The following is a 26,904-nucleotide window of genomic DNA, read 5'->3' as shown; positions in this document are numbered from 1 at the left end:
GGCGGGCCGGGGCCAATTGGGGAAACAACCGATGACCGATCACGACACCGAGATTGCCGACGATCCGCGCGACCCGGCGCAGCCGCCGCGTGCTGCCGCGCTGCTTGGCTATGCGGGCGTCATTCCGTTTGTCGCCACGGCGGTCATCATATTTTTCCTGTATCCGCGCGATGAGGCACAAATTGTCCTCACCTATCAGATTGCCTATGGCGCGGTGATCCTGTCGTTTCTGGGTGGCATCCGCTGGTCACTCGCCATGCTGTTTCCAGAAGACGAAGCGTTGCTGAAACGGCTGGCGCTCTCGGTGGTGCCGTCAATTGCTGCATGGGCTGCCCTGTTTGTGCCGCCGATCTGGGGGCTGGTCATCCTCATTGCCGCATTCTGGGGACAGGCAGGCTCGGATGTTCGCGCAACGCGACTGCACGAAGCACCGCAATGGTATGGCGGCTATCGGGTGCGGCTGAGCATCCTTGTCATCGGCGCACTGGTGTTAAGCGTGCTGGGAATTGTCTTGCGGAGCTAGGCGACACTTCATCGCGCACAAGCCGGGACGAAGGCATGGGATATACCTGCGTATCCCCCATCAGCCAGGCGCTGAAGCCCATATCAAACAAGGGCGCGAAGGCCTGATCCAGCACATTGAGGTTGCCAGTATAGGCACCGAAGGCGGGCATCACCAGTCGCGTGCCGTCTGACACAAAACATCGCCGCCTGAGACGACGCCCGCGCTGGCGCACAACGCCGCACGGGTGCAGGTGGCCGGATATTTCGCCGGTTGCCGGCGCAGCAGCAGGCTCATGACGCAGCAGCAAACGGCCGATGTTCATTTCTTCGGTGGCCATGCCGCCAAGCGCGCCGCCATCCACCAGACCTTCATGATTACCCGCGATCCAAACCCAGGTGTGGGCCCGGGTCATGGCGGTCAGCGCATCGCGGTCAGCAGCGGCAAGACGGTGCGGGGCGTCAGGATCGTGAAAACTGTCGCCCAGACTGACAATACGCGCGGGCTGATACTTTCGGATAACACGCGCCAGCCTCTTGAGAGTTGCCCGCGTATCATACGGCGGCAACGCAATACCGCGCCGGGCATAGGACGAACCTTTTTCAAGGTGCAGGTCCGACACAATCAGCGTGTCGTGCGCGGGCACATGCAATGCTCCCGTCACATCCGGCACCAGCCGTTCACCGCACACAGTAATCATCACTAAATCCGTCAGATCAGCCGCATCGCGTCTTCAATCAACTGGTCGGATGCTTCCGCCAGCAGGCTTTCATTTGCCGCACCCGCCACCTGCTCCTTGCCGATTTCAAGCATGACAGGCACTGCCAGCGGCGACACACGCTCCAGACGCTTTACCACGATTCTGTTTTTGATCCGTGCCAGCAGCGCCGCCAGCCGTCCAAGATCAAGCAATCCCGACGACGCATCCGCCCATGTGGCCTGCATCAAAATATGGTCCGGCTCATGCTCCCGCAGCACGTCATAGATCAGGTCTGATGAGAACGTCACCTGGCGGCCTGATTTTTCATGCCCCGGAAAGCGCCGCTCTATCAGCCCTGCAATGACCGCGCAGTTCCTGAAGGTCCGTTTGAGCAGATAACTCTCCGCAAGCCATGCCTCCAGATCATCCCCCAGCATGTCCTCATCAAACAGATCGCCAAACATGAATGCACCCTGCTCGGCCATCATCCCCGGATCACGCAGGCACCATATGGCCAGGGCATATTCGCTGGCGACAAACCCCATTGGCCGCGCGCCGTAGCGCTCCAGACGGCGTGTCAGCAACATGCCCAGCGTCTGGTGTGCCAGCCGACCGTCAAACGGATACATCACCATATAAAACTTGTCCGCACGCGGAAAGATTTCCACCAGCAGTTCGCCATATTTGGGCAGTACCGATCGGTATTGCTGGATTTTAAGCCAGTCAGACACCTGGTCGGGCAGGCCCTTCCAGTAGGCCGGGTCGGACATCATCTGGCGCACCCGGTCTGCCAGATAGGTGGAGAGCGGAAACTTGCCGCCGTAGTAGGAGGGGATGGCAGGGGTATCGTCGCGGGTCCGGGAGGCAAGCGCGTGCTGCTCCTGAATACCCTCAAAGCGCAGCACCTGCCCGGCAAACAAAAAAGTATCGCCGGGGGCAAGCTGCTCAATGAAGTATTCCTCTACCTCGCCGAGCACAGGACCGCCCCGGCTGGTGCGGTTGCCTCTGCGCACCAGACGTACCCGCATCATCGGCGCTTCAACGATGGTGCCCACATTCATGCGGTAGCGTTGCGCGATGGACGGGTGCGCCAGCCGCCACAGGCCATCCGGGTTCTGCCGCAGCCGGGCAAACCTGTCGTAGCTCTTGAGGGCATAGCCACCGGTGGCGACAAAGCTGACGGCCTGATCGAAAGTTGCGCGCGGCAGATCGCGGTACGGTGAGGCTGAAATTACATCCTTGTACAGAATATCTGCATCAAAGGGCGCGGCACAGGCGATACACAGAATGTGTTGTGCCAAAACATCGAGCGCGCCTGCGCGGTCAACATCACCGTCCTGCGTGGCTGTTTGTGCCGCCTCGCGAGCGGCCTCGCATTCCAGCACTTCAAAACGGTTGGACGGCACAAGCAGCGCCTTGCTGGGCTCATCCAGCCGGTGATTGGCACGGCCGATACGTTGCAACAAGCGGCTTGCCCCCTTGGGCGCACCGATATTGATCACCAGATCAACGTCGCCCCAGTCGATGCCCAGATCAAGCGTTGAGGTGCATACGACGGCGCGCAACGTGCCTTTGGCCATCGCGGCCTCAACCTTGCGGCGTTTTTCCGGTGCCAGCGACCCATGATGCAGCGCGATGGGCAGCGACTGTTCGTTGAGGTGCCACAACGCCTGAAACACAAACTCCGCCTGGCTACGCGTGTTGACGAACACCAACACCAGCTTGTTGTCACAGATCACATCATAGACTTCGCGCATGGCATGGCGCGATGAGTGACCTGACCAGGGAATGCGCTCCTTGCTGGCGAGGATCGAGACATTGGGCGTGGCACCCCCCTCGCCCACCACAAGGTCTGCCAGGGCATCGTCAGTACCGTCCTGCGGCACCAGATACCGCCGCAGACGCTCCGGGTTTTCAACTGTCGCAGACAAGCCGGTCATCCGCACGGCAGGTGACAACCGACGGAGCTGTGAAAGCCCCAGCGCCAGCAGGTCGCCGCGTTTGGACGGCGCCAGCGCGTGCAGCTCATCAAGCACTACGACCTTGAGCCCACCAAAAAACCTGTCGCTGTCGGTGTAGGACAGCAACAACGCAAGTTGCTCCGGGGTGGTCATCAAAATGTCAGGCGGGTCCCGGCGCTGGCGCTGACGGCGGTTCTGCGGCGTGTCGCCGGTTCGGGTTTCAACGCGCACATCAAGACCCATTTCGGTGATAGGCGCTTCCAGATTGCGCGCCACATCTACTGCCAGCGCCTTGAGTGGCGAGAGATACAGCGTGTGCAGGCGGCGCGTCTGGCCCGGCTTGCGTGTGCCCTGCGCCGCAATCTCAATGAGGCTGGGCAGAAAGCCGGCCAGCGTTTTGCCCCCGCCCGTTGGCGCGATCAAAAGTGCTGACCGCCCCTCAAGTCCAGCCCTGGCAAGCGCAAGCTGATGCGCTCGTGGTGCCCAGCCACGACTGACAAACCACTTCGCAAACTTTGCCGGCAGAGGCGCTGCACCTTCACCTGAGACAGACATGGCGGGAACAGTTGAGGACATGGGTCAGGAGCAGAATTTTCAATTTGGGCATTGGGTTCCTGTAATGTTCGCCTAGATTGAGCCTCATGACCATCGCTGCCGACAAATTACTGCATCCGCGCCCTGAGGGCCTGTATTGCCCGCCGGGGGATTTTTATGTGGACCCTGTGCGCCCGGTGGATCGCGCGGTGATTACCCACGGTCATGCGGACCACGCGCGCGCAGGGCACAGGGCCGTGCTGGCAACACCTCAAACGCTTGCCATCATGGCAGAGCGCTATGGTGAAGACTTCACCCACACCCGACAGGCGTCGGACTATGGCGAGCGTATAAGTATCAACGGCGTATCAGTCACGCTGGTGCCTGCCGGCCACGTGCTGGGGTCTGCGCAAGCAGTGATTGAGCATCGCGGTACCCGCATTGTGGTGTCGGGCGACTACAAACGACGGCCTGACCCGACGTGTGCTTTGTTTGAACCAGTGCCGTGCGATGTGTTTGTTACCGAAGCGACATTTGCCTTGCCGGTGTTCCGGCACCCGCCTACGGACGAAGAAGTGGCAAAACTTCTCACATCCGTTGAGCGCTTTCCCGAGCGAACGCATCTGGTGGGGGCCTATGCGCTGGGCAAGGCGCAGCGGGTTATCAGGCATCTGCGCGATCAGGGGTATGACCGGCCGATTTACCTGCACGGCGCGATGGAAAAGCTGTGTGCGCTGTATCAGCGATTTGGGGTTGATCTGGGTGAGCTGCGGCCCGTCGCAGGCACAACCAAAGAAGCCGTGGCTGGCCAGATCGTTGTCGCCCCTCCTTCTGCCACGCGGGACAGGTGGTCGCGGCGGTTTGCCGACCCCGTAACAGCCTTTGCCAGCGGGTGGATGCGCGTGCGTGCGCGCGCCAGACAGGCCGCCGTTGAGTTGCCGCTCATTATTTCAGACCATGCGGACTGGGATGAACTGATGATGACAATCGAACAGATCGCGCCCGGGGAAGTGTGGGTTACTCACGGGCGGGAGGACGCATTGGTACATGCGGTGACCCAGATGGGCATTGCCGCCAAACCGCTGAACCTTGTCGGCTATGACGATGAGGATGGTGACAGCACAAATGCCGGGCCATCCGCACAGACAAAAACCTCATGAACCGGTTTGCCCAGTTTCTGGATGCGCTCTCCTACGAGCCGGGCCGTAACGGCAAACTCCGATTGATGACGAGTTTTTTTGCCGAGGTGCCGGACCCTGAGCGTGGCTATGCGCTGGCCGCCCTCACGGGCGCACTTGAGTTTCGTTACGCCAAACCATCCCTGATCCGCGAGCTTGTATCGGCCCGCGTTGATCCGGTGCTGTTCAAGCTCTCCTACGATTATGTAGGCGACCTGGCTGAGACCACAGCTCTCATCTGGCCTGCACGGCCCGGCGCAAACGCCGTGCCCGGCCTGTCTGACGTGGTGGAGACACTGCGCAACGCCGCCAAGGCTGAAACGCCCGGTCTGATTGAGCGGTGGCTGGATGCGCTGGATGCAAACGGCCGATGGGCATTGATTAAACTTGTGACAGGCGGATTACGCGTGGGCGTGTCCGCCCGGCTTGCCAAAACCGCCGTGGCGCAGTTCGGCGACCTGCCGGTGGCGGAAATCGAAGAACTCTGGCATGGCCTTGATGTTCCTTATACAGAGCTTTTCGAGTGGGCCGGGGGCAAGGCTGAAAAGCCGGTTGCCGCTGCACTGGCACCGTTTCGGCCTGTAATGCTGGCCCATCCGATTGCAGACACTGACTTTGAAAAGCTGGCGCCGGATGATTTTGCCGCTGAGTGGAAATGGGATGGCATTCGCGTTCAGGCGGTATCGGAAGGCGGCGTGCGGCGGCTGTACAGCCGCACCGGCGATGATATTTCACGTGCGTTTCCGGATGTCGTGGATGCGCTGGATTTTGAGGCATCCATAGATGGCGAGCTGCTGGTCGGCGCTGACGGTGTGGTACGGCCCTTCGCGGACCTGCAAAAACGGCTGAACCGCAAGACAGTCTCTAAAAAGATGCTGGCAGAATATCCGGCGTTCATTCGTGCCTATGATGCGCTTGTGCTTGATGGCGATGATCTGCGGGCGCTGCCGTTTGCCCAACGGCGGGCACGGCTGGAGACATGGCACGCAGTGACACAACCCGCGCGCGTTGACCTGTCGCCTCAGCTTGCATTTGACACCTGGGAGACGCTGGCTGCGGCGCGGGAATACAACCAGTCAGTCGGCGTTGAGGGATTGATGCTCAAACGTGCCGACAGTGTGTATCTGCCCGGCCGCCCAAAAGGCCAGTGGTGGAAATGGAAACGCGACCCGCATGTGATTGACGCGGTGTTGATGTATGCCCAGCGCGGGCACGGCAAACGCTCATCGTTTTATTCAGACTATACATTTGGCGTGTGGCGCGATGACGAACTGGTGCCGGTAGGCAAGGCATACTTCGGCTTTACGGACGATGAACTCAAGCAGATCGACACATATGTGCGCGGCAACACGACCAATCGTTTCGGGCCAGTCCGCGAGGTGACGCATACGCATGATACGGGACTGGTTTTTGAAGTGGCGTTTGATGGGCTGAACCGCTCGACCCGCCACAAGTCCGGCGTGGCGATGCGGTTTCCCCGCATCTCGAGGTTGCGCTGGGACAAATCACCTGCCGAAGCAGATGTGCTGGAAACACTGGAAAAGCTGATTTCCACCGATGCCTGATCCTTCATTCGTGTTGCTAAACGGCCACGAAATGCGAAGGGGGCGCGGGGATGCGGACTGCCACATTTCGTGCCTTGTTTTTGTGGCCTAGTATATTTCCCAATCCACTGTGTTGGGGCCGCGTTGTATGCGGCACGCCGGGTGCCGATAAGGACCACTTGCATGAACAAGATTTTTGGCGGCTCTCCGCCCGCAGTCATTTTGAAGATTGCGATTGCCAGCGTCTGCGTTGGCCTGCTGCTGGCGATCACCGGCATGGACCCCGTGATGGTGTGGGAAGACGCGTTCACCACCATCGGCAGTGTCTGGGGCTATGCGCTGGACTGGTTCGGGTGGGCCGGCAAGTATCTTATTATGGGGGCCATTATCGTGGTGCCCATCTGGGTTGTGGTGCGGCTGTTTGACGTGCTGCTGGGCGGCAAGAAGCAGCCGTAGCAATGGCCGCTGCGGTTCGCAGGCTTGCAGAACTTATCGCACGCCGTGCTCTCACATGGGGGGCGAACTGGCCACGCAATGCCGGCCGGGCCTGGGGTGTGCTGTTTGTTTTTTTCGTAGGCGGCATCTTGAGCGACCGGCTCAACGGGATGGCGCTCGTTGACCTGCCGTTTGGCCCGCACATGGCAGATGGCGTGCCGGTAATGTTTGAGCCCGACAGCATTGAACCGTTTCCACATGTCGGCGCGCACACACCCGCGCCTGGCGCGACCTTGCCCAGCCCGCTTGTGATTGCCACAGACGGCACATTCCCCCCGTTTAACTTTGTTGATGAAACGGGCGCGTTGCGCGGCCTTGAAGTGGACTTTGTGTACCAGACATGTGCCGCCCTCCGAATTGCCTGCACGCTGGTAACGCGCGAGTGGGATGCGCTGCTTCCGGGGCTGCTGGACGGCGACTATGATGTGGTTGCTGCATCGTTACGCATTCCCGATACGCTGCCGCAGGGGATCGCATTTTCCGCGCCTTATTTCAAAACCGGAGCGGCATTTGCAAAACGGGCTGATGCGCCACCACAAGTCGGTGCTGGTGTTGTAGGCGTTGAGGCCGGCACGCGCATGGCGGCTTATTTGAAAGCACATACAGACCCTGAGCGAATACGCATCTTTGCAGGCCCGACTTCAGTCTATCAGGCACTGGCAGGCGGTGATGTTGACACCATTCTGGATGATGCCGTGCGATTGAACCGCTGGCTGCACGACCCGTCAGCGGCATGCTGCATCATGGCGGGCGAGCCGGTATTTGATGCGACGTATTTTGGAACAGGCGTGGGTTTTGCCGTACGCGCTGACGACGCAACGCTGCTTGCCAGCCTCAATGCAGCGATTAAAATGCTACGCGCCGATGGCAAGATTGCAGAACTCTCGGACCGGTATCTGCCGTTTGCGCTGAACTAGGCGTCGATCTCACGGGGAAGTGCGAACTCCATCAGCCGCCCGCCGCGCACAACGCCTTCCCACGTGTCCGTGTCACACTCAATGACAGTGACGGCACCTGTAGGATACTTCATGTTCAGGGCACGGATCTTTTGCGGGTCACCGGATTTCGCAAGCGCAAGCGCAAGCGCATGAGTGCCGGGATTATGCCCCAAAATCATCGCACAGTCAGATGTCGGGGCATCGCGCTGCAAGTGCTCGATCGCAACACCGATCATTTGCTCAGGCATGGCCAGATATATCTGCCGGTCGTGAATGACGCAGGGCGTAATACCCGCCGCTTCCAGAACCAGGTTCAGAGTTTCACATGTGCGCTGCGCGGTTGAGCAAATGACGGCCTGCGGCAGGATGCCCCGCTGTTTCAGGAACAGCCCCATGCGCGCCGCTGCAGCCTGGCCACGGGCGTTGAGCGGTCGGGCATGATCGTCCGTATCCTCCTCAGACCACGACGACTTTGCATGGCGCATCAAAATGAGCCGCTTCATTTGGCCTGGTCCCGCACGAATGGCAGCCACAGGGTAAAGCCCAACCGGGCCGGGCGGTCATCCTGATAGGTCTCAAGGCCGATGATCATCTCTGTGTGCCCGTCCTGTGGCTGGGAAGTGTATGTGCGGAAGATACGGTCCCACACCGACAGATTGAAGCCGAAATTGCTGTTTGTTTCAGCCATGCGCACTGAATGATGTACGCGATGCATGTCCGGCGTCACCACGACGGCGCGCAGTACGCGGTCCAGCGCGGCAGGCAGCCTCAGATTGGCATGGTTGAACATCGCCATTGCATTAAGAACCACCTCAAACACGATGACCGCCGCAGGCGGTGCCCCCAACGCAATCACCAGGCCGATCTTGATTCCCATGCTGATGATAATTTCGATCGGGTGAAACCGCAGTGCCGTCGTCACATCAATGTCGCGATCCGCATGATGCACCCGGTGGATACGCCACAATATCGGCACATGGTGAAAAACAACGTGCTGAGCGTAGATAACGACATCAAGCAAAACCATCGTCACACCAAACGCCAGCCAGCCGGGTATCTCGATCTTGTTGAATACACCGACGTCGGCCTGTTGAGCCCACGCGGCGGCGCCAACCGCCAGCACGGGCACGGCAACCCGCAGGGCGAGCGTATTGAGAACACTCATCAGCAGGTTGGTGGACCAGCGACGGGTGCGGTGCTGGGCACGCGCGCGGCGGGGCCACACGGCTTCAGCCGCCACAAACAGCGCCAGCAGCCCGCCAAAGGCTGCGAGCCGTATTGCGCCTTCGCTGTTTACCAGTATTTGTTCCATGACAACTTAATCGGGCCTCGTTCATTTGCTGTCAATTGACGGCTTCGTCAGCGGCTGGAAAAATGGACATCATGAAAAAACTGTTTCGCATCTTCACCCCGTCATGTGCCTGTCTGGGCATGGCGGTCATGGCGATAACCCTCCTCACCCCTGTTGGAGCGGCGATGGCCCAAGTAACGTCACCGTGCTCGCCTGCTGAGACGGCGGAGTTTGGGGAACCCGTGATCTGCAAGGGCACCCTGACCCGCGGGGGCAAGGCGCTATTTGCGCGGTTGTATTGGGATATTCTGGCCGACACGGATGAGTTTCATGTCGTCCGCATCGAGACTGCACGCAGCGCAAATGGCCCGGCGAAATCGGTTTTTGCGGATGTGGACAGCCGTGCACCGATGACCATGCAGGCCAACGGCTTTGAGTTTATCGACGTCAATTTTGACGGTTACACGGATTTCAGGCTGATCGAGTTTCTGCCGGCCGGTCCGAACATCGCTTATTTCAACGGCATTTATGATCCCGCAACGAGCCGACACATAGCCGCCACCGGCCTCAACGCGCTGAGTGCGCCGGAGTTTGATGCCGACGCAAAGACCGTGATGAGCACGTGGCGGGGCAATGCTGCCACCCACGGACGCGATATCTATGTGTGGGACGGGCCTGCGCTGCTACTGCAGCAGCGCGTTGTCTCAACGTTTGACGATGCCGAAAACTGCATGATGACCCGCTACGAGCCGGAGGGCCGTGTGACGGCAGAAATGATGGGCAACGGGGCGCTTGAAGAAGTTGCGCTCACTGCCGTCTATGAAGCGCCCTGCTGACCACGTCCGCTACCGAGTGACTTACGCAGTTTGGTGGCGGGCCTGCGCGCCGCGCTCAATGGCAACCGCAACCAGACGATCAACGCCAAGCGTATTGCGGATGATTTCAAGCAGGCGCTGCTCTTCGGCACCGACCTTGAGGTCAGCCACCGCAACATCTGCGGCCATGGCATAGGCTGTTTCGCGCATGTTGGGCGAAAGAGCTTCTTTCGCCAGCCCCAGAACCGTTGCAAGACCATCTTCTTCCTGAAGAATGGCGGCACATTCCTGCGCGACCGGCAACAGTTTCTCCTGCGAGAATTCATCAAAAGCCGGCAGCGCGGCAGTGATATTACCGATCTTGCGCAGTTCCTTGTCAGACATGCTGGCGTCAACGGCAGCCATGGTGACCATCACGTAGATTAGTGCAGTCTGCGGATTGATAGTCGATGTCATGGCGTGCGGTCTTTTCGGGCAGGGAATGGCAGGGAATGAAAGTGTAGCGAATGCTCGCGGACACTAGGGAATAGACGCATGGGCTGCAAGCGCAGGACTATGCGTTACCGCGCCAGAAACGCGGCGCTGGCCCGCGCTACATCCGCCAGCCCCAACCGCTGCACCTGCACCCCCGGCGGCAGGGCAGACAGCAGCTTGGAAGGGAGCGGCGCGAGAATGACAAAAACGCCTTTGTCGTCGCGGGTGCGAATGAGACGGCCAAACGCCTGACGCAGCCTGAGCCGGGCGATCATGTCGTCATATCTGCCGCCACCAAAAGCTGCGCGGCGGGCCTTGTGGAGAATGTCAGGGCGTGGCCACGGCACGCGATCAAAAACCAGCATCCGCAGCGCATCACCGGGCACGTCAACGCCATCGCGCACCGCATCTGTACCCAGCAAACAACTATCAGGCTCGCTGCGGAAAATATCCACCAGCGTTCCCACATCCATGGCGTCCATGTGCTGGGCATAGAGATTCATGCCTTTGGTGGCGAGCATGGGTCGCAGGCGCTCGTGAACCGCCCGCAGGCGGGCAATGGCTGTGAAGATGCCCAGCGCACCACCGCCAGACGCCTGAAAAAGTGTGTTGTATGCACCCGCCAGAACATCGGGCCGGGCGCGACCAAGGTCATGGATCGCAAACACGCGGGCCTGTTCGGCATAGTCGAAGGGAGACGCAAAACTGGCGCGGATCGCCGGGGCCGCCAGATGCATGGCACCGGTGCGCACATCCGCACTGGCCCAGTCCAGATCCATCTCCACATCCATGTCCACATCCATGTCCACATCCATGCTTTCATCTGCACTGAGCGCGGCGGCGTCATCCAGCCCCCCGGCTGATACCAAAGCAGGTGCGTCACGCAAGGTGGCAGATGTCATCAACACGCCCTGCGCGTTCTCCAGCACCACTTCCGCCAACGCACGAGTGGGGTCCAGCCAGTGGCGGCGCATGGCTATGTCGCGTTCGCGCCCGTCAATGCGGTCAACCTCGAACCATTCCACAAAGCCGTCGTCAGGATCGCGTCCGATGCCCTGCAGCATGGCGATCCAGGCGGGCAACAGACCTCCGGTTCGCCTGATGAGCGCCCGGTGGGCAGCCTCGATGCGAACGCGCGTAGCGGTCTCCAGCGTTGCACTTTCATCTTTGAGTTTTTTCGACAACAGCCCGGCGATGCCGCGCATCGGGCGGGCCAGTTCCGACAATGCATTGGCCAATGTGGCCGCAGCCTTTGGCAGGTCTTCCAGCGGCGGCGACACCTGTGTTTCAAGGGAAAACCGTGATGCGTCCTCATCGCTGCGCGTTAGCACCTGCTGGCGAACCAGTGCGAGAAATGTTTCTGAGGCGCCTTTGGCGCCATCCATCGCAATGCGGGACTGCCAGCCCGGTCCGGCCAGTGCGCGGGCGGCACTTTCTGCTTCATCCAGCAACTGTGGGCCGTCATCCATATCCTCTATCAGATCGCCCACACGTTCACGCAGCCCACGGGTGCGGCGCGACCGGCGGGCCTCCGAGCCGCGCAACCAGCGGCGCAACTCGGCGCTTTCCATACCGGACAACACGACCGAGAACGCACTGTCGGCGGCGTCAAACACATGATGCCCTTCGTCAAAGACGATGCGCTGTGTGCCCTCCTGCACGGGCGGTTCACCATCCGCTTCGGGAATAAATGCATTGGCAGCCTGCGTCAGCACCAATGCATGATTGGCGACGACGATCTGGGCGTTTCGTGATTTGCGCACCGCACGCTCAATGAAACAGGTGCGATAGTGGGGACAGGCTGAATACACACACTCACCGCGCCGGTCGGTCAGGCCGATGCCACCTTCGTTACCGGCGCGTGCCGCACCGGGCACCAGCCATGAGGGAAAATCACCGCCCAGCATATCTCCGTCGCGGGTGGCGCGTATCCACCGCGCAATCAGCCCCAGCGCAATGACCGAAGCCGACCCGCCGGAGCCGGGCAGTGTTGCCCCCGCATTGGCGCGGCCAGCGGCCTCTTCATAGTTGAGCAGGCAGAGATAGTTCTCGCGGCCTTTGCGGATGACAACTTTTTGCGCTTTTTCGTCCGGGTCCGGATAAAGCCGGGTCAGTTCTTGGTCCAGTTGGCGTTGAAGGTTTTTTGTGTAGGTGGACAGCCACACAGCAGCGTCGTTGCGCTCCGCCCACAGGCTTGCCGGTGCAATGTAGCCAAGGGTCTTGCCTGTGCCGGTGCCCGCCTCCGCCAGCACTACATGCGGCTCACCGGGTGCGCGCGGCAAAAACGCGCGCGATGCGGCGGCCGCATAATCGCGCTGCACCTGGCGGTCTTCAGCGTCAGACCCAACAAGCTGGCGCAACCTTCCGGCCGCTTCTTCGGGCGCGACGGGACGGTTGGCGGGGTCACCCCTGCTTGCCGTCTCTTCCCACTCGGGCAGTTTTTTCCAGGCTTCAAGACCCGTAAGCCAGCCAGTGTCGGCATAACTGCCCGGAGCGCCAAGAGCCGACACCACGGTGTCGCCCCACACCCAGCCCGCCGACTGCATGGTGCGCGCCAGGGCTGCGGCCTGCTCACGACCGGGATAGGCGTCATCTGCAAGTGTATGAACCAGCGTGCGCACAGCATCCAGCACCGCCATTGCCGCATCATCACCACTTAGATGTTCACCGGTGCCGCGCAAATCCAGCGCGCGGGCAAGCCCGGCTGGCGTTGGCGTGCAGAACCGGGCCGGATGGGTGAAGGCAAAAAGCTCCAGCACATCAAACTGCGGCGCCAGATCCATCAGGCGAACGTCAAACCGCCGCGCGGTGAAGCGGGCATGGACCACGCTATGCTGAATGGATTTGAGCCGTTGCGCTGCCTGCTGAGATGTCAACTCCTGCATCTCGCCGTCTGTGGTGAGCAGGAGGGCACCGCCGGGCACGGCGACCAGCGTCGGCACATCAGGCATCAGCGCGGGTCGCTTGGACGAGGGCGTGGGGGGGCGCGGCTGGGAGCCTGCGGCGGGGAATGAATCAGGGTCGTTGGCCATGGGCGGTTTATCATAGCGATGACAACCGCCCCGTCACTCACTTAACCGCCAACATTCAGCCCTGAATGGCAGCGGCGGCCATGAATTGGGGAAACTGCTTTGACACCGCGTTGTTGGCGGCAGCGGTTTCGGCGGGCACACGCGATGCTTCATCAAGCACCACAGCCGTATCACCACAGTGGGCTGCCGCTTCAAGAATGGATGCTTTACCAGCCAGCGCAACCAGACCGATATTGCCCGCCGCTGATTTAAGGTCGTGCGCAGCGCGACCAATGGCAGCTATGTCCTGGTTGCGGCGCGCTGCCTCAATCGTCTCTGTCAGTTTCCACGCCATATCGAGGCAGGCTTCAACAATCTCGTTGCTTCTGACCGGGCCGATGGCGCGGCAAAGCTCAATGACCTTGCCCGGATCAAGCGTGCGCAGATCAGCGCTGTGCTCAGGGGCGACTGGTTTGCCGGCCGCTTCTTGAAGGGGAATATCAAACCAGAACTCAGATCCTTCGCAGGGGGTGCTGCGGACACCGACGTCACCGCCCATCTGGCTGACAATACGCTGGGCGAGCGCAAGCCCCAGACCACCACCCCCATGGCGACGGGTCTCTGACTGATCCACCTGCGAAAACTCCTTGAACAGCAGGTTCAGATCATCCGCAGCAATCCCGATACCCGTGTCACGCACCGCAAACCGCAGGCACTCCTCATCCGCACTGCCGGACAAAGGCTCGAGGCTGATACGCACAAGTACCCTTCCACAATCCGTGAACTTGACCGCATTGCCCGCCAGATTGAGCAGCACCTGACGGCAGCGCTGCTCGTCACCGACAACCGACGCAGGCACATCGGGAGCTACGTAAACATCGAGATCAAGTTTTTTGCGGCGTGCCTCAGGTTCCAGAATGGTGGCAACCTGGCGCGCTATCTTTTCAGGTGCAAATGGTTTGCGGTCGAAAGCGGCACTTCCCGTATCAAGTTGGGCGAGGTCTATGACGTCCTCCAGAATAAGCCGCAAACTGTCCGAGCTTTTCCGGATTATGTCCACGCACTCGCGCTGGTCATCGGTCAGGTCGGTGTCGGTCAGCAGACCGGACATTCCCTGAATGCCATTAAGCGGCGTGCGCACCTCATGGCTCATGACGGACAAAAACTGCATCTTGGCCCGCTCGCCCGCCTCAGCGGCATGGCGGGCAGCTTCCGCTTCATCAGCACGGTGCTCTGCTTCTTGTTGTGCGGCTTTCACATCCTTCAACAAATCATGGTTGCTGAGGCGCGCGGTTGCTTCGCGTACATACATGGCGTTAAGCCCGCGTGCCCAGCCGATAATTGCCAACGCATACAACGCTGCAAGTGCCGCCATGGCATAGGTGGCAAGCGTGCCCGTGAAAACCAGCACTGCAATGAACGGCAAACCAGCCATCGCCACAAAAGCATACAGCGCCGGCAGGTGGGGCGAGCGGGATATGAGCGAACCGGTTACACCGCCGATCAACAGCACCACCAGAAGCACCTGCATTTCAGGCACATCTGCAACAAACCACAAGGCCCCCGCCAGACCCCAGCTTACCCCGCAGACCGCACTGCCAACTACATAGGCGCGCGCGCTTTCCTCCGGGGTGGTGGCCGCATGTCGGCGTCGTAGCACCTCACAAAACGCTGTGCCGCCAAGCTGGGCGGCCAGAATAACGACAAAGGTCCACCATGGGGTGTAGATCAGGAAAAGCGGGGCACAGACGCTGAAGCAGATCGTCGGTGTGAAACGTCCGGAGGCTGACTGGGCGTAGAGAAAATCTACCAGGTCAGCGAACACGCGCGCCTTGAGTGCGGTTTCTGTTCGGCTTGGTTGGGGCGTGGTCGAGGCGGGCATACTGAACCTTGGGCACAAACCTGAAACAGGAGGGAAAACCTGAAATATGGGCAGGCACCGCGTGTTTCAGGCTCTGCCCCCATGCTTTGGGACTTTACCGAATTGACGCCCGTTGACGCTGACTCTAGGGTCCGCGGCCTTCAATTTTGTTAACACTTTCAGTTCCATTGGGGACATCCCGCATGACCAACGCCACCTCCACAATCCCCGCAGATCTTGTAGCGCTTGCTGCCGACAGCAAGGCATGGCCTTTTGAGGAGGCCCGCAAGCTGCTGGCCCGGATTGAAAAAACGGATGCCGGCAAAAAAGATCATGTTCTGTTTGAAACCGGCTACGGGCCAAGCGGTCTGCCGCACATAGGCACCTTTGGCGAAGTCGCACGCACCTCGATGGTGCGCCATGCGTTCAGTACGCTGAGCGATATGCCCACACGCCTGGTCTGCTTCTCCGACGACATGGACGGCCTGCGCAAGGTGCCGGACAATGTACCCAACAAGGAGATGATGCAGCAGCATCTGGGACGCCCGCTCACCCGCGTGCCTGACCCGTTCTCGAACGAGCATCCAAGCTTTGGCGCTGCAAATAATGCGCGGCTGCGGGTGTTCCTCGATCAGTTTGGCTTTGACTACGATTTTGCCAGCGCGACTGACCATTACACCCAGGGTACATTTGACGACGCCCTGATGCGGATGCTCGAAGTCTATGACAAGGTGATGGATATCATTCTGCCGACGCTGGGCCCTGAACGGCGCGCGACCTACGCGCCATTCCTGCCCATCTGTCCGCGCACCGGCGTGGTGCTGCAAGTGCCGCTGGTGGCGCGTGACGTGGCAAAGGGCATTGTCACCTACGAAGATCCTGAGACAGGTGACCCCGTGGACGTGCCGGTCACCGGGGGCGCGGTCAAGTGCCAATGGAAAGCCGACTGGGCGCTGCGCTGGTTTGCACTGGGCGTGGACTATGAAATGGCGGGCAAGGATCTGATCGAGTCCGTCAAACTGTCCAGCCGCATCTGCAAGGCGATGGGGGCAGAACCACCCGAAGGGTTCAACTATGAGCTTTTTCTGGATGAGAACGGCGAAAAGATTTCAAAGTCACGCGGCAACGGGCTGACCATTGACGAATGGCTGCGCTATGCGTCGCCGCAAAGCCTGTCCAACTTCATGTTTGCATCACCACGCAAGGCCAAGCGGCTGTATTTTGATGTCATTCCCAAGAACGTGGACGAATATCTGTCGCATCTGGCGAGCTACCCGGACCAGGAACCCGAAAAGCAACTGACCAACCCGGTGTGGCACATTCATGAGGGCACACCGCCCGCGCAGAGCGTGCCAATCTCGTTCAACATTCTGCTCAACCTGGTGAGCGCCTCCAACTCGGAAGACAAGCAGGTGCTGTGGGGTTTCATTTCACGCTATGTACCTGACGCCACGCCGCAAACACACCCGCTGCTTGATGAGCTGGTAGGCTACGCAATTTCCTATTTCGACGACTTTGTGAAGCCTTCCAAGACGTTTCGTGCCCCAACGCCGCAGGAGGCCGACGCAATGCGTGACTTGGCCCGTCGGCTTGGCGAAATGGAAGCAGGTGCCGATGCTGAAACACTTCAGAACGAAGTGTTTGCGGTGGGCAAGGAACATGGCTTTGAGCCTTTGCGGGCCTGGTTCAGTGCGCTTTACGAAGTGCTTTTGGGGCAAACCCAGGGGCCGCGCTTTGGGTCATTCGTGGCGCTCTATGGCATTCAGGAAACCCGTCAGATGATTGACGCGGCACTGGCAAAACACGCGCCGACAAAAACCTGACCCCATGCAAGGTGGTTGCTTTGCTGTGCTGCCGCGTCAATTCTGCTGTGGATGACGCGATTTTCCTCCATGCTTTACGCTGTCGCTTTGGGTGCTGTGTCAGCCCTGCTGACCACCGCTGCATATGCACAGGTGGTCGCGCTGGATGATGCTGCCCGGCTTTATGCCCGCGGTGACTATGCGCAGGCGGCAGACATCGCCCGCGGGCTGGGCGATGCGCGGGCAGACGCGTTGGCGGCCCGCGCGCTGCTGGCAGAGGCCCGCAAGGCACCGCGCGATGAACGTTCGGCACTGGTAGAGGCCGCGTTGGCGGCCGCGCAGTCAGCCATCAATCGCGACGAGGCCCAGATCGAAGGGCACCTTCAACTTGCCGTTGCGCTTGGGTTCAAGGGCCGCGCCATGGGCAACCTTGCCGCGCACCAACAAGGACTTGGCAGCATTGCGCGCACAACCATCGACGCAGCGCTGGCGCTTGAGCCCGACAATGCCTGGGCGCGTGCTCTGCTTGGCACCTGGCACCTTGAAATTGTGAATGGCGCAGGGCCGCTGTTGGCCGCAGCCCTGTATGGCGCTGACCGGGCGGTTGGCGTGGCTGAACTGCGCAGCGCCGTTGCAACCGCAAACGCCAATGTGATTGTGCTGCATCAATGCGCGCTGCAACTGCTGACCCACGATGCCAAGGCGTTTGCACCTGAAGCCGAGCGCTGGCTTGTTATCGCAGCGCGTGCGCCTCAACCTGATGCATTTGAACGCTTTACCATGCGGCAGGCAGACAAGCTGCTGCGCGCGCTGCGCACAGGCAACGCGTCGTTATTGCGGCGTGAAATTGAGCGCCAACAGACCAGCTACTAGCGCCACCCGATGAGTATACCGAGTGTTGCCACCTACTGCCGGGCCCAGATGATGCGGGCCATCCATTCAATGTCCTGCGGCTTGAACTCGCGGTCGCCGAAGGCTGGGTTGAGCGACATCAAAACGATCCGCCGGGCATTGTGAACGCGCAGTTCCTTGGCCATGACCTCGCCGTCAACGGTTTTCGCCACAACCCGGTCCCCCACCTTGAGAGGTGCTGCGGGCGACACAACGATGATGTCGCCCTTGCGATAGACGGGCACCATGCTGTCGCCGGATATTTCAAGCGCATACATATTTTCGTCATCACTGCCGGGGGACGCGCCGGGCAAATCCACCCGCTGCCATGCCCCGCCGACCGGAAAACCGCCATCGCCGAAGAAGCCACCGCCGCCTGCCTGGGCCAGACCAATAACCGGCACGCCGCCACCACCGGTAAACCCTCCCTCAGCAAAGCCGGTCGGTTCATCCATATTGCCGCCGCTACCCAGAAAGCTGACAAAATCCTCCATGCTGCTGTCTGCTGCCTCCAGTGCCTTGGAGACGCTTTCCGTGCTCGGCCAGCGCTGCTTGCCGGACGACGACAGGCGCTTTGACTTGTTGAACGTGGTCGGATCCAGCCCCGCCGCGCGCGCCAGCCCCGAAGGGCTGAGGCCGGACCGCATGGCCAGCATGTCGATGGCCTGCCAAATCTGACGATGGGTAAGCATGACGGACAGTAAAACCGTGATGGTTGGGCGGATGGCGCGGATGCTCCCCGCGACTCGCACCACAATAGGAAAAAAGTCCTTTGTCAGCAAGTCTTGTCGGCGCACACCGCCTGTGGCACCTGACGGGAACCATGACAAACCTGATCTACAAAATCTGCCATAGCGATGACTGGGTTGCTGCCCAAAATGCCGGCGCCTTCGCCGGTGTCGGCATTGATGTGGCAGATGGCTACATCCATTTTTCGACAGCCTCTCAAGCACAGGAAACAGCGCGCCTGCATTTTAACGGTCGTGATGGACTGGTAATGCTGACCGTCGACACAGCGGCGCTGGGCGACAGCCTCAAATGGGAACCATCGCGCGGGGGCGAGTTGTTCCCGCATCTTTACGGGCCGTTGGCGCTGGAGGCTGTAAGGTCAGTGCGCGCCGCACCTCTTGATCCGGATGGCATTCCACAGCTTGGCACCCTCGGCGACGAGGCCGCGCCATGAACCTGCTTGCAGATTTGGGCGCCCGCGCGTTGCGGATGCTCCCTGCTGAAATGGCTCATACGCTGGCTGTCCGGGCATTGGCATTGGGACTTGGGCCACGCGACACATCTGCGCACGACCCCGTGCTCGCTTCCAAGGTCATGGGGCTTGAGTTCACAAACCCCCTTGGTGTTGCGGCAGGGTTCGACAAGGATGCCCGCGCGCCGGACGCGCTGATAAAGCTGGGGTTCGGCTTTGCCGAGGTCGGTACCGTGACGCCGCTGGCGCAGCCGGGCAACCCGAAACCACGCATGTTCCGCCTTGTGGACGACAAGGCGGTTATCAACCGGCTGGGGTTCAACAACCAGGGGCTGGATGCGTTCTGTCAGCGGCTTGACGCGCGCAGGGCACATGTTCGCGTATCAACTGCGGGCATTGTGGGCGCCAACATCGGAGCCAACAAGGACAGTGCAAACCGCATTGCCGATTACGTGACAGGGGTTGAGCGGGTTGGCCCGCTGGTCTCCTACGTCACCGTCAACATATCATCCCCCAATACGCCGGGGCTGCGTGATTTGCAGGCGCATGATGCACTGCAGGAGCTTACCCAACGTGTTGCCGAAGCGCGTGACGGTGTTGTTGGCCGTACAGGCCACAAGCTTCCGCTGGTTTTGAAGATCGCTCCGGATCTGGCACCTGAGGACATTGTAGATGCCGTTGAGATCGCCTGTAAAAACAGCTTCGACGGCATGATTGTCTCCAACACGACAATCGCCCGGACAACTTCTCTCAAAAGTCCGCACAAGGATGAAACAGGTGGCCTGTCCGGTGCACCATTGCTGCACCCCTCAACAGACGCACTCAGGCTGGCTGCCTATGCCAACAAGGGCAGACTGGCTCTTATAGGGGCCGGAGGCGTTGCATCAGGTGCAGATGCATACATGAAAATCCGCGCCGGCGCTTCGCTGGTACAGCTCTACACAGCCTTTGGCTATGAAGGACCATCGCTCATTCCGCGCATCAGGCATGAACTGGCAGACCTGTTGCGCCGCGACGGGTTTGCCACGGTGAGTGATGCTGTAGGCACGGACGTCAAAATACCGGAGAAAACACCCTCATGACCGTGCGCATCTATCATAACCCGCGCTGCTCCAAGTCACGGCAAACCCTTGCCCTGCTTGAGCAACATGGCCACACGCCTGAAGTGATCGAATATCTCAAAACACCGCTGACCGCCGCCGACCTTGAGACACTCCTCACACAGCTTGGCATGAGGCCACGCGAGATATTGCGCAAGGGCGAGACAGCCTACAAAGAGCTCGGACTTTCCGACACATCCCTGTCCGACATGGCGCTGATAACAGCGATGGCTGCGCACCCGATACTGATTGAGCGACCGATTGTCGAAACCGGAGGAAAGGCTGCAATCGGCCGCCCGCCGGAAAGCGTTCTGGCCATTCTCTAAGTCGCTTGCTCAAGCGCGAGGGCCTCGGGAGATACCGCGCACACGAATACGGTCCTGGCAGGTGTCTCAGGCAATGGCATCGTCGCCATTGAGCGGTTCCAGAAGGAAGTGCCCGTGGGCAGCGGCAATAGGCTTTGCCGGGTCATCCTGCCAGGCAATCACCTGCACATTGGCAACGCGCCGCCCATGCTTGGTAATGGTTGCCCGCGCATACACATCCAGCGGACGACCAGAGCGCAGATAGTCGATTGTGATGTCGATGGTTTTGGGCAAAACACGGATTTTGCTTTCGCGTGCCACCTGCACAATGGCAGCAGTTTCCAGAAAACCACCAATGACACCGCCATGCAGGGCAGGCAAAACCGGATTGCCGATCAGGTCTGGCTTGAAGGTGAGCTTGGCAAGCAGTTCGTTTGCGACCGGCTCAAACGTGATGCCCAGAAACGCGACATAGGGAATGCTCGCCATCACGTCATTGATGTCGCGGCCTTCGGCGATGTTTTCGAGGTCCCGCATGGCTCAGCCCTCGTCTTTTGTTTTGGCTTCTTCGGCGTCCAGCATTTTCTTTGCCTGCGCCCGCGCAACAGTTGCGGTTGGCGCGGCGCGGTTGGCGGCCAGCATGAAAGCACCGACACAGCTTGCAATAGGGTCAGACGGATCGTCGTGAAATGCGGTGCCGCGCACGAAGGCGACAGATTTTGTCACTTTGTAACAGCGCGCCTCGCCGATGACATCAAGCCTGGGCGTTGCCGGGCGCATGTAGTCGATGCGCAGATCAAGCGTCGCGATTGAGCTGGGTTCGCCCAGCGCCATTTGCACCGCCACCCCGCACGCATTGTCCAGCATGGACGTAATGACACCGCCATGCATGACGCCCGTATCCGGGTTACCGATGAGATGCGGCGCATAGGCCACTTTCATGCGGCACATGCCTTTTTCGGCGGCCACCACTTCAAGCCCGATCGCCCTGGCGTGGGGCACGTGGTCAATCAGCATGTCACGCATCATGTCGAGGCGCTTTTGAACGTCATCTGTCATGGCATGGGTATGACCTGTTGCGCGGACACGGGCAAGCAAATCGAAACTGGACCCAAGTCTAGTTTCGATTGTATGACTCTTGGGAACACTTAAAAAGCCGACCAGGAAACGCTCCATGTCCAAGGCCACCCTCCCCCAATCATCCCGCGACCCTGCCACTGAACCGGACGGACAAATTGCCGTCACCCGGCAGGGCCCCGTACTGTTGATGGGCATTGACCGACCCGAAAAATATAACGGCCTGACGCCGAAAATGTTTTCGGAACTGTCGGACGCCTACACGGTGCTGGACAGCGACCCGGAGCTGCGTGTCGGCGTGCTGTATGCGTTTGGAACACACTTTACGGCAGGGCTTGAACTCACCAGGTTTGCCGAAGGTATGAAAAAAGGCGCCAGCGGGGCCAACGAAGCAGGCGGACAGCGTGTTGACCCGTTTGCGCTCAAGAAAAAATGCTCAAAGCCCGTAATCACCGCCGTGCAGGGCATCTGTTACACGGCAGGCATTGAGATGATGCTGGCGTCCGACATTGCCATTGCCGCAAAAGACACCCGCTTTGCACAGCTTGAGCCGCGACGCGGGCTGATGGCAGCAGGCGGCGGCACCATCCGCTTCATTGAGCGCTGCGGCTGGGGCAACGGCATGTATCATCTGCTGCTGTGCGACGGCGAGTTTGGCGCAGACGAAGCGCTGCGCATCGGCATCGTTCAGGAAGTTGTCGAGACCGGACAACAAGTAGCGCGCGCCATTGAACTGGCGAAGCGCATTGCAAAGCTGGCCCCGCTCGCTATCCAGGAAACCAAACGCTCCGCCATGACATTCATCGAGCAGGGCGAGGCGGCAGCCTTTTCCCAGCTTGATGCCGTTCAGGCGAAACTTGCAAACACGCAAGATGCGGCCGAAGGCGTGAAGTCCTTCATCGAGCGCCGCGACGGAAACTTTGAAGGGCGCTAGACTGCGCTGAAAAACACAACGGGGAAAACACATGTCCGCACTTCCCAAATGCTGCATCATCGGGGCCGGTTGCTCCGGCTTTACAACGGCCAAGGCCCTTCAGGATCGGGGCATCGAGTTTGACTGTTTCGAGATGTCGGACGTGGTCGGCGGCAACTGGGCGTACAAGAACAAGAACGGCATGTCGGCGTGCTATGAATCCCTGCACATCGACACATCAAAGCTGCGGATGTCATTTGAGGATTTTCCGATCCCGCCGGACTTTCCTGATTTCCCCCATCACAGCCAAATTTTTGATTATTTCAATGACTATGTGGACCACTTCGGCCTGCGCGACAAAATAAGTTTCAACACGGCCGTAACCCATGTCACCCGTGACGATGCGGGCCTTTGGCACGTGACAATCGACAGGTCGGCAACGGGTGGACCGTCGTCGGAAACCCGCCTCTATGACGCGGTGTTTGTGTGCAACGGCCATCACTGGGACCCGCGCTGGCCCGAATACGAAGGCATGGGCGAGTTCACAGGCGTGCAGATGCACGCACACTCCTACCTTACGCCGTTTGAACCAACTGACATGCGGGGCAAGCGCATTGTGATTGTGGGCATGGGCAACAGCGCGATGGATATTTCATCCGAACTGTCGCAACGCCCGATCGCGCAAAAGCTGTTTGTTGCCGCACGCCGCGGCGTATGGGTCATGCCCAAATACATTAACGGTCAGGTTGCGGATAAAGGCGCGATGCCCGCATGGATTCCGCTTTCGGTTCAGCGCGCCATCGCCAAGCGGATGATCAAGCGGCTGGTGGGCAACATGGAAGATTACGGCCTGCCCAAGCCTGACCACGAGCCGCTGGAGGCGCATCCATCCGTATCCGGAGAGTTTTTGACACGGGTTGGCTGTGGCGACATTACCGCCAAGCCAAACATCAAACGTTTTGACGGCAATGTCGTTGAGTTTGAAGATGCAAGCCGCGAGGAAATTGACGTGGTGATCTATGCCACCGGCTACAACGTGTCGTTTCCGTTCATGGATGAGACCGTCATCAAGGTGGAGAACAACCATGTGCCGCTATACAAGCGCATTTTCTCGCCTGAGGTGCCAAACCTGTTTTTCATGGCGCTTGCCCAGCCGCTGCCGACCCTGGTCAATTTTGCGGAGCAGCAAATGAAGCTTGTGGGCCGCTACCTCACGGGCGACTACGCCCTGCCGGACAAGACGACAATGGAGCAGGTCATCAAGGACGACGAGGATATGTACACCGGGCATTTCTACAAGTCGGCCAGGCACACTATGCAGCTTGATTTCAATAAATATGTCTGGGACATGGAGCGTGAGATCAAGCGCGGGGCAAAGCGCGCCGCCAGGAACCCCGGCCTGCCGGTTCCCGCCCGGGCAGCGCAGTCAACCAACGTTGCCGCGGAGTGATTGCGTTGTCGGTGGATCTGTTTGAAGCGAGCACCTGCGCAGGGTAAAGTGCCCCCTGCATTATTTTGCCTGGAAAGGCTCGTTTCTTGGTTTCGACATCCACAAAAACCCCACCCCGTGAAAAGGCCGACGCCACACCTGCTGTGGCGTCCGTCCCGATGGGCAAGCGCGAAAAGACCAAAGCGGAAAATCGTCAGGCCATAATCGACGCCGCGCGCGCAGTGTTTGCAGAACTTGGCTATGGCGAAACAACTGTGCGCGACATCATTCGCCGCACCGGGCTGGCGTCGGGCACATTCTATAATTACTTCAAGTCCAAGGAAGAAGTGTTTCAGGCGCTGATGGATGCGAGCGCCCTGCGGATGCGCCCGCGCATTCGCGCAGAGCGCATTCGGGCCGGCAATTTCGAGCAGTTTGTGTCAGGCACCTTCAGGGCTTATTTCGACTATCTGGCCAATGACGAAGCGATGCATCGGGTGATGCGGCGCAATTCCGGGTCCATTCGTGTACGGATGGATACGCCTGAAGTTGTGGCGGGCTTTGATGAAATGCGTCAGGACATTGACCGCGCCATTGCGCAGGGCGTTTTGCCGAAGGTTGACCCGGACTATCTGACAGCGAGCTTTGTAGGCATTGCATTTGAAGTGGGCGACCGCATGCTGCTGCGCCCGCCCTTCGATGCAGCACAGGCGGCGGAGTTTTCGACAAAGCTCTTTCTGGGCGGTGTCACAGCCCTACCCCTTCTGACAGACAAGACCTGACACAATTCCATACCGTGTTCTGACCGGAGGCACAGATGAGTGCTCAACAAAAAATCGTGCGTACACTGATGCGGTTGCCCGCGCCCGTTTTGAGGCGGATGTCGAAAGGGGCTGTACTGAATGTTGACGGCCGCGAAATCGACCCCGGCATCGGCTTTCTTACAGCGCAGGCCGGCAAAGGCCCGGCGATGGAAACGTTGACCCCTGCCGAAGCCCGTCAGGCGACCCGCGATGGCTTTGCGATGATGAACGCAGCGCGCTCAAAAGACGCGGGCGTTACCGACCTGACCATTCCCGGCCCGGGCGGCGCGATGGCCGCGCGGCATTACTGGCCAACATCCGCAACGCCCAACAAGGCATTGCTTGTTTATTTTCATATGGGTGGCTGCGTGATCGGCGACCTTGATGCGTGCGACAGTTTTTGTTCGCACATAGCAGCCAAAACAGGCACCGGGGTTATCTCGGTCGAGTACCGGATGGCGCCCGAACATGTTTTTCCGGCAGCAGCCGACGACGCCATAGCCGCTTTCCGATGGGTTCGCGACCACAGCACTGAGTTTGGCGGCACACCGGACATGGTTGGCGTCGGCGGTGATAGCGCCGGCGGAATGCTTGCGGCGATTGTTGCACAGGAAATGAAACGCGCCGGTGAAACCAGCCCGAATGTACAGCTTTTGATTTACCCGTGGGTGAATATGACGGCAGACGGAGGCACCATGATTTCGTGTGGCGACTGCGCACCGCTGAACACAAGTACCATGCGGTGGTTTGAACGTTTGTATATGCCCGCAGATGCCGACAAGACGTCGCCCAAGGCATCGCCAGGTCTGGTGGAGGATCTGTCGGGCCTGCCGCGCGCACTGGTGTACACCGCAGGGTTTGACCCGTTGCGTGATCAGGGCGAAGCGTTTGCAAAGCGGCTGGAGCAGGCAGGCGTGCCGGTGACGTTCCGCGAATATGGCGACATGCCTCACGGGTTCACGGCCATGGGTGGCGTATCAAAGCGCGCGGCCGCTGTTGCTGACGAGATCATTGACGATCTGGCATCAGCTTTTCAGGCGGCTTCCTAGATGAGCACTGTTCGTGTACGTGCCGTGCGTGTGAACGGTCTCTCAGAGGACATCACGCAGATTGACCTTGAGGAAATTGAACTGCCACCGCCTGGCGACGGCGAAATCCAGATTGCGATCAAGGCGTGTGCGGTCAACTTTCCTGATCTGCTGATGGTGCAGGGCAAATATCAGTTCAAACCGCCGATGCCGTTTACGCCCGGCATGGAGGCGGCCGGTGATGTGACTTTGGTTGGCCCTGGCGTTTCAGCCTTCAAACCCGGCGACAGGGTCGTGGCGGGGTTGCGCACCGGCGGCATGGCGGAAGGGGCCAACACCGCCGCCTCAGCCTGCCGCCCAATGCCGCAGGGCATGTCATATGAAGAGGCTGCAGGGTACACGACCGCGTATCTCACGGCCTATGTGGCGCTTGAACGGCGCGGGCACCTTCGGCCAAGCGAAACGCTTTTGGTGCATGGCGCTGCGGGTGGTGTAGGCATGGCTGCGGTTGATCTGGGCAAGCAGATGGGTGCCACGGTAATTGCAACAGCCAGCTCACAGCAAAAACTTGATGTGCTTGCCAAACGCGGCGCTGACCATGTTTTGGACGTGCGCGAGGGCTTCAAGGACAAAGTCAAGGAACTGACCGGCGGTCAGGGTGCTGACGTGGTTTATGACCCTGTCGGCGGTGATGTTTTTGATGAAAGCGTGCGCTGCATCGCCTGGGGCGGGCGGCTTCTGGTCATCGGTTTTGCCAGTGGGCGGATACCTGATGTGTCGGTAAATATGCCGCTTATCAAGGGGTTTTCAGTTGTTGGCGTGCGCGCCGGGGAATATGGCCGCAGGGACCCGGCGAAAGGTGCTGAAAATATCGCAGCAATTGACGCTATGGCTAACGCGGGCACAATTCGGCCATATGTTTGCGCAACTTTTGCACTCGATCAGGCTGCCGAAGCCATGTGTCAGTTGCGTGACCGGGCTGTGATAGGCAAAGTGGTCGTCAAGCCGTAATTTTCGCGGTGAGTTTCACAAGTAGGGGGCCGCGGGCCCG

General features: G+C 59.8%; 25 protein-coding genes and 1 pseudogene. 16 read left to right on the top strand and 10 right to left on the bottom strand.

The features are described 5' to 3' along the window. Positions 1–31 precede the first annotated feature (31 nt). Complete coding sequence (locus RIB87_RS08300; protein WP_350145434.1) at positions 32–523, top strand: DUF3429 domain-containing protein; 492 nt, start codon at positions 32–34, stop codon at positions 521–523. Here the strand turns inward: RIB87_RS08300 and pdeM are convergent. Both pdeM and RIB87_RS08290 read right to left on the bottom strand, forming a co-directional pair. After that, entirely contained in the window at positions 474–1,202 is a 729-nt protein-coding gene (gene pdeM, locus RIB87_RS08295) for a ligase-associated DNA damage response endonuclease PdeM (RefSeq protein WP_350145432.1), read from the bottom strand. The two genes, RIB87_RS08300 and pdeM, sit on opposite strands and share 50 nt — an antisense overlap. 11 nt (positions 1,203–1,213) lie before the next feature. Further along, entirely contained in the window at positions 1,214–3,739 is a 2,526-nt protein-coding gene (locus tag RIB87_RS08290; RefSeq protein WP_350145430.1) for a ligase-associated DNA damage response DEXH box helicase, read from the bottom strand. 71 nt (positions 3,740–3,810) lie between these two features. Between RIB87_RS08290 and RIB87_RS08285 the strand changes: the two genes are divergently transcribed. The 4 genes from RIB87_RS08285 (at position 3,811) to RIB87_RS08270 (ending at position 7,831) form a co-directional block, all read left to right on the top strand. Continuing rightward, positions 3,811–4,857, top strand: a complete 1,047-nt coding sequence (locus RIB87_RS08285) for a ligase-associated DNA damage response exonuclease (RefSeq protein WP_350145620.1) — start codon at positions 3,811–3,813, stop codon at positions 4,855–4,857. Then, positions 4,854–6,440 (top strand): cisplatin damage response ATP-dependent DNA ligase, encoded by a 1,587-nt coding sequence (locus RIB87_RS08280; protein WP_350145428.1) that lies wholly within the window; start codon positions 4,854–4,856, stop codon positions 6,438–6,440. Before RIB87_RS08285 ends, RIB87_RS08280 begins: the two co-directional genes overlap by 4 nt. Positions 6,441–6,602: 162 nt before the next feature. Then, positions 6,603–6,875, top strand: coding sequence for a DUF6460 domain-containing protein (locus RIB87_RS08275; RefSeq protein ID WP_350145426.1), 273 nt, complete (start codon positions 6,603–6,605; stop codon positions 6,873–6,875). 2 nt (positions 6,876–6,877) lie between these two features. Beyond that, positions 6,878–7,831: a transporter substrate-binding domain-containing protein gene (locus RIB87_RS08270; protein ID WP_350145424.1), complete on the top strand. Its 954-nt coding sequence runs from the start codon at positions 6,878–6,880 to the stop codon at positions 7,829–7,831. Here RIB87_RS08270 and RIB87_RS08265 read toward each other — a convergent pair. Together RIB87_RS08265 and RIB87_RS08260 are read right to left on the bottom strand one after the other, a co-directional pair. Then, positions 7,828–8,355, bottom strand: coding sequence for a SixA phosphatase family protein (locus RIB87_RS08265; RefSeq protein ID WP_350145422.1), 528 nt, complete (start codon positions 8,353–8,355; stop codon positions 7,828–7,830). The genes RIB87_RS08270 and RIB87_RS08265 overlap by 4 nt on opposite strands. After that, entirely contained in the window at positions 8,352–9,164 is an 813-nt protein-coding gene (locus tag RIB87_RS08260; RefSeq protein ID WP_350145420.1) for a sterol desaturase family protein, read from the bottom strand. The genes RIB87_RS08265 and RIB87_RS08260 overlap by 4 nt, the downstream gene beginning before the upstream one ends. 71 nt (positions 9,165–9,235) lie before the next feature. Here RIB87_RS08260 and RIB87_RS08255 point away from each other — a divergent pair, with 71 nt between their 5' ends. Further along, positions 9,236–9,979 carry an XAC2610-related protein gene (locus RIB87_RS08255; protein WP_350145418.1) on the top strand — a complete coding sequence of 248 codons (744 nt, stop codon included), beginning with the start codon at positions 9,236–9,238 and terminating at the stop codon, positions 9,977–9,979. Between the two features lie 21 nt (positions 9,980–10,000). On the opposite strand, the gene RIB87_RS08250 is transcribed toward RIB87_RS08255, so the two are convergent. The 3 genes from RIB87_RS08250 to RIB87_RS08240 form a co-directional block, all read right to left on the bottom strand. Beyond that, positions 10,001–10,414: a tellurite resistance TerB family protein gene (locus tag RIB87_RS08250; RefSeq protein WP_350145416.1), complete on the bottom strand. Its 414-nt coding sequence runs from the start codon at positions 10,412–10,414 to the stop codon at positions 10,001–10,003. Positions 10,415–10,518: 104 nt separating this feature from the next. Beyond that, positions 10,519–13,464: an ATP-dependent DNA helicase gene (locus RIB87_RS08245; protein ID WP_350145414.1), complete on the bottom strand. Its 2,946-nt coding sequence runs from the start codon at positions 13,462–13,464 to the stop codon at positions 10,519–10,521. A 55-nt stretch (positions 13,465–13,519) separates the two neighbouring features. Then, positions 13,520–15,325: an ATP-binding protein gene (locus RIB87_RS08240; protein ID WP_350145412.1), complete on the bottom strand. Its 1,806-nt coding sequence runs from the start codon at positions 15,323–15,325 to the stop codon at positions 13,520–13,522. 182 nt (positions 15,326–15,507) lie between these two features. Between RIB87_RS08240 and RIB87_RS08235 the strand changes: the two genes are divergently transcribed. Continuing rightward, positions 15,508–17,127: a lysine--tRNA ligase gene (locus tag RIB87_RS08235; RefSeq protein WP_350145410.1), complete on the top strand. Its 1,620-nt coding sequence runs from the start codon at positions 15,508–15,510 to the stop codon at positions 17,125–17,127. A 51-nt stretch (positions 17,128–17,178) separates the two neighbouring features. Further along, a pseudogene (locus RIB87_RS15505) lies at positions 17,179–17,649 on the top strand (hypothetical protein); the annotation flags it as partial. Positions 17,650–18,011: 362 nt separating this feature from the next. Here the strand turns inward: RIB87_RS15505 and RIB87_RS08225 are convergent. After that, complete coding sequence (locus RIB87_RS08225) at positions 18,012–18,689, bottom strand: S24 family peptidase (protein ID WP_350145405.1); 678 nt, start codon at positions 18,687–18,689, stop codon at positions 18,012–18,014. Between the two features lie 80 nt (positions 18,690–18,769). Here RIB87_RS08225 and RIB87_RS08220 point away from each other — a divergent pair, with 80 nt between their 5' ends. Genes RIB87_RS08220 through arsC form a run of 3 tightly spaced genes read left to right on the top strand, consistent with a single transcriptional unit; the run spans position 18,770 to position 20,624 of the window. Beyond that, on the top strand, positions 18,770–19,180 hold the full coding sequence (locus tag RIB87_RS08220) for a DUF952 domain-containing protein (RefSeq protein ID WP_502943222.1): 411 nt from the start codon (positions 18,770–18,772) through the stop codon (positions 19,178–19,180). After that, positions 19,177–20,280 (top strand): quinone-dependent dihydroorotate dehydrogenase, encoded by a 1,104-nt coding sequence (locus RIB87_RS08215; protein ID WP_350145403.1) that lies wholly within the window; start codon positions 19,177–19,179, stop codon positions 20,278–20,280. Before RIB87_RS08220 ends, RIB87_RS08215 begins: the two co-directional genes overlap by 4 nt. Next, positions 20,277–20,624, top strand: a complete 348-nt coding sequence (arsC, locus tag RIB87_RS08210) for an arsenate reductase (glutaredoxin) (protein WP_350145401.1) — start codon at positions 20,277–20,279, stop codon at positions 20,622–20,624. Before RIB87_RS08215 ends, arsC begins: the two co-directional genes overlap by 4 nt. Before the next feature lie 66 nt (positions 20,625–20,690). Here the strand turns inward: arsC and RIB87_RS08205 are convergent, their stop codons facing one another. Both RIB87_RS08205 and RIB87_RS08200 read right to left on the bottom strand, forming a co-directional pair. Continuing rightward, positions 20,691–21,140: a PaaI family thioesterase gene (locus RIB87_RS08205; protein ID WP_350145399.1), complete on the bottom strand. Its 450-nt coding sequence runs from the start codon at positions 21,138–21,140 to the stop codon at positions 20,691–20,693. 3 nt (positions 21,141–21,143) lie between these two features. Next, positions 21,144–21,662 carry a PaaI family thioesterase gene (locus tag RIB87_RS08200; RefSeq protein WP_350145397.1) on the bottom strand — a complete coding sequence of 173 codons (519 nt, stop codon included), beginning with the start codon at positions 21,660–21,662 and terminating at the stop codon, positions 21,144–21,146. 115 nt (positions 21,663–21,777) lie between these two features. Here RIB87_RS08200 and RIB87_RS08195 point away from each other — a divergent pair, with 115 nt between their 5' ends. The 5 genes from RIB87_RS08195 to RIB87_RS08175 all read left to right on the top strand — a co-directional run bounded on the left by RIB87_RS08195 (position 21,778) and on the right by RIB87_RS08175 (position 26,864). Beyond that, positions 21,778–22,614: a crotonase/enoyl-CoA hydratase family protein gene (locus RIB87_RS08195; protein ID WP_350145395.1), complete on the top strand. Its 837-nt coding sequence runs from the start codon at positions 21,778–21,780 to the stop codon at positions 22,612–22,614. 31 nt (positions 22,615–22,645) lie between these two features. Beyond that, complete coding sequence (locus tag RIB87_RS08190; protein WP_350145393.1) at positions 22,646–24,043, top strand: flavin-containing monooxygenase; 1,398 nt, start codon at positions 22,646–22,648, stop codon at positions 24,041–24,043. 86 nt (positions 24,044–24,129) lie between these two features. Beyond that, positions 24,130–24,804, top strand: coding sequence for a TetR/AcrR family transcriptional regulator (locus tag RIB87_RS08185; protein ID WP_350145391.1), 675 nt, complete (start codon positions 24,130–24,132; stop codon positions 24,802–24,804). A 35-nt stretch (positions 24,805–24,839) separates the two neighbouring features. Beyond that, entirely contained in the window at positions 24,840–25,874 is a 1,035-nt protein-coding gene (locus RIB87_RS08180) for an alpha/beta hydrolase (protein WP_350145389.1), read from the top strand. Next, entirely contained in the window at positions 25,875–26,864 is a 990-nt protein-coding gene (locus RIB87_RS08175) for an NADPH:quinone oxidoreductase family protein (protein ID WP_350145387.1), read from the top strand. The last annotated feature ends 40 nt before the right edge of the window (positions 26,865–26,904 follow it).

This window comes from Pyruvatibacter sp., assembly GCF_040219635.1.
Lineage (GTDB): Bacteria > Pseudomonadota > Alphaproteobacteria > CGMCC-115125 > CGMCC-115125 > Pyruvatibacter.
Note: the sequence above shows the minus strand (reverse complement) of the source record. Positions and strands in the feature narration are given on the sequence as shown.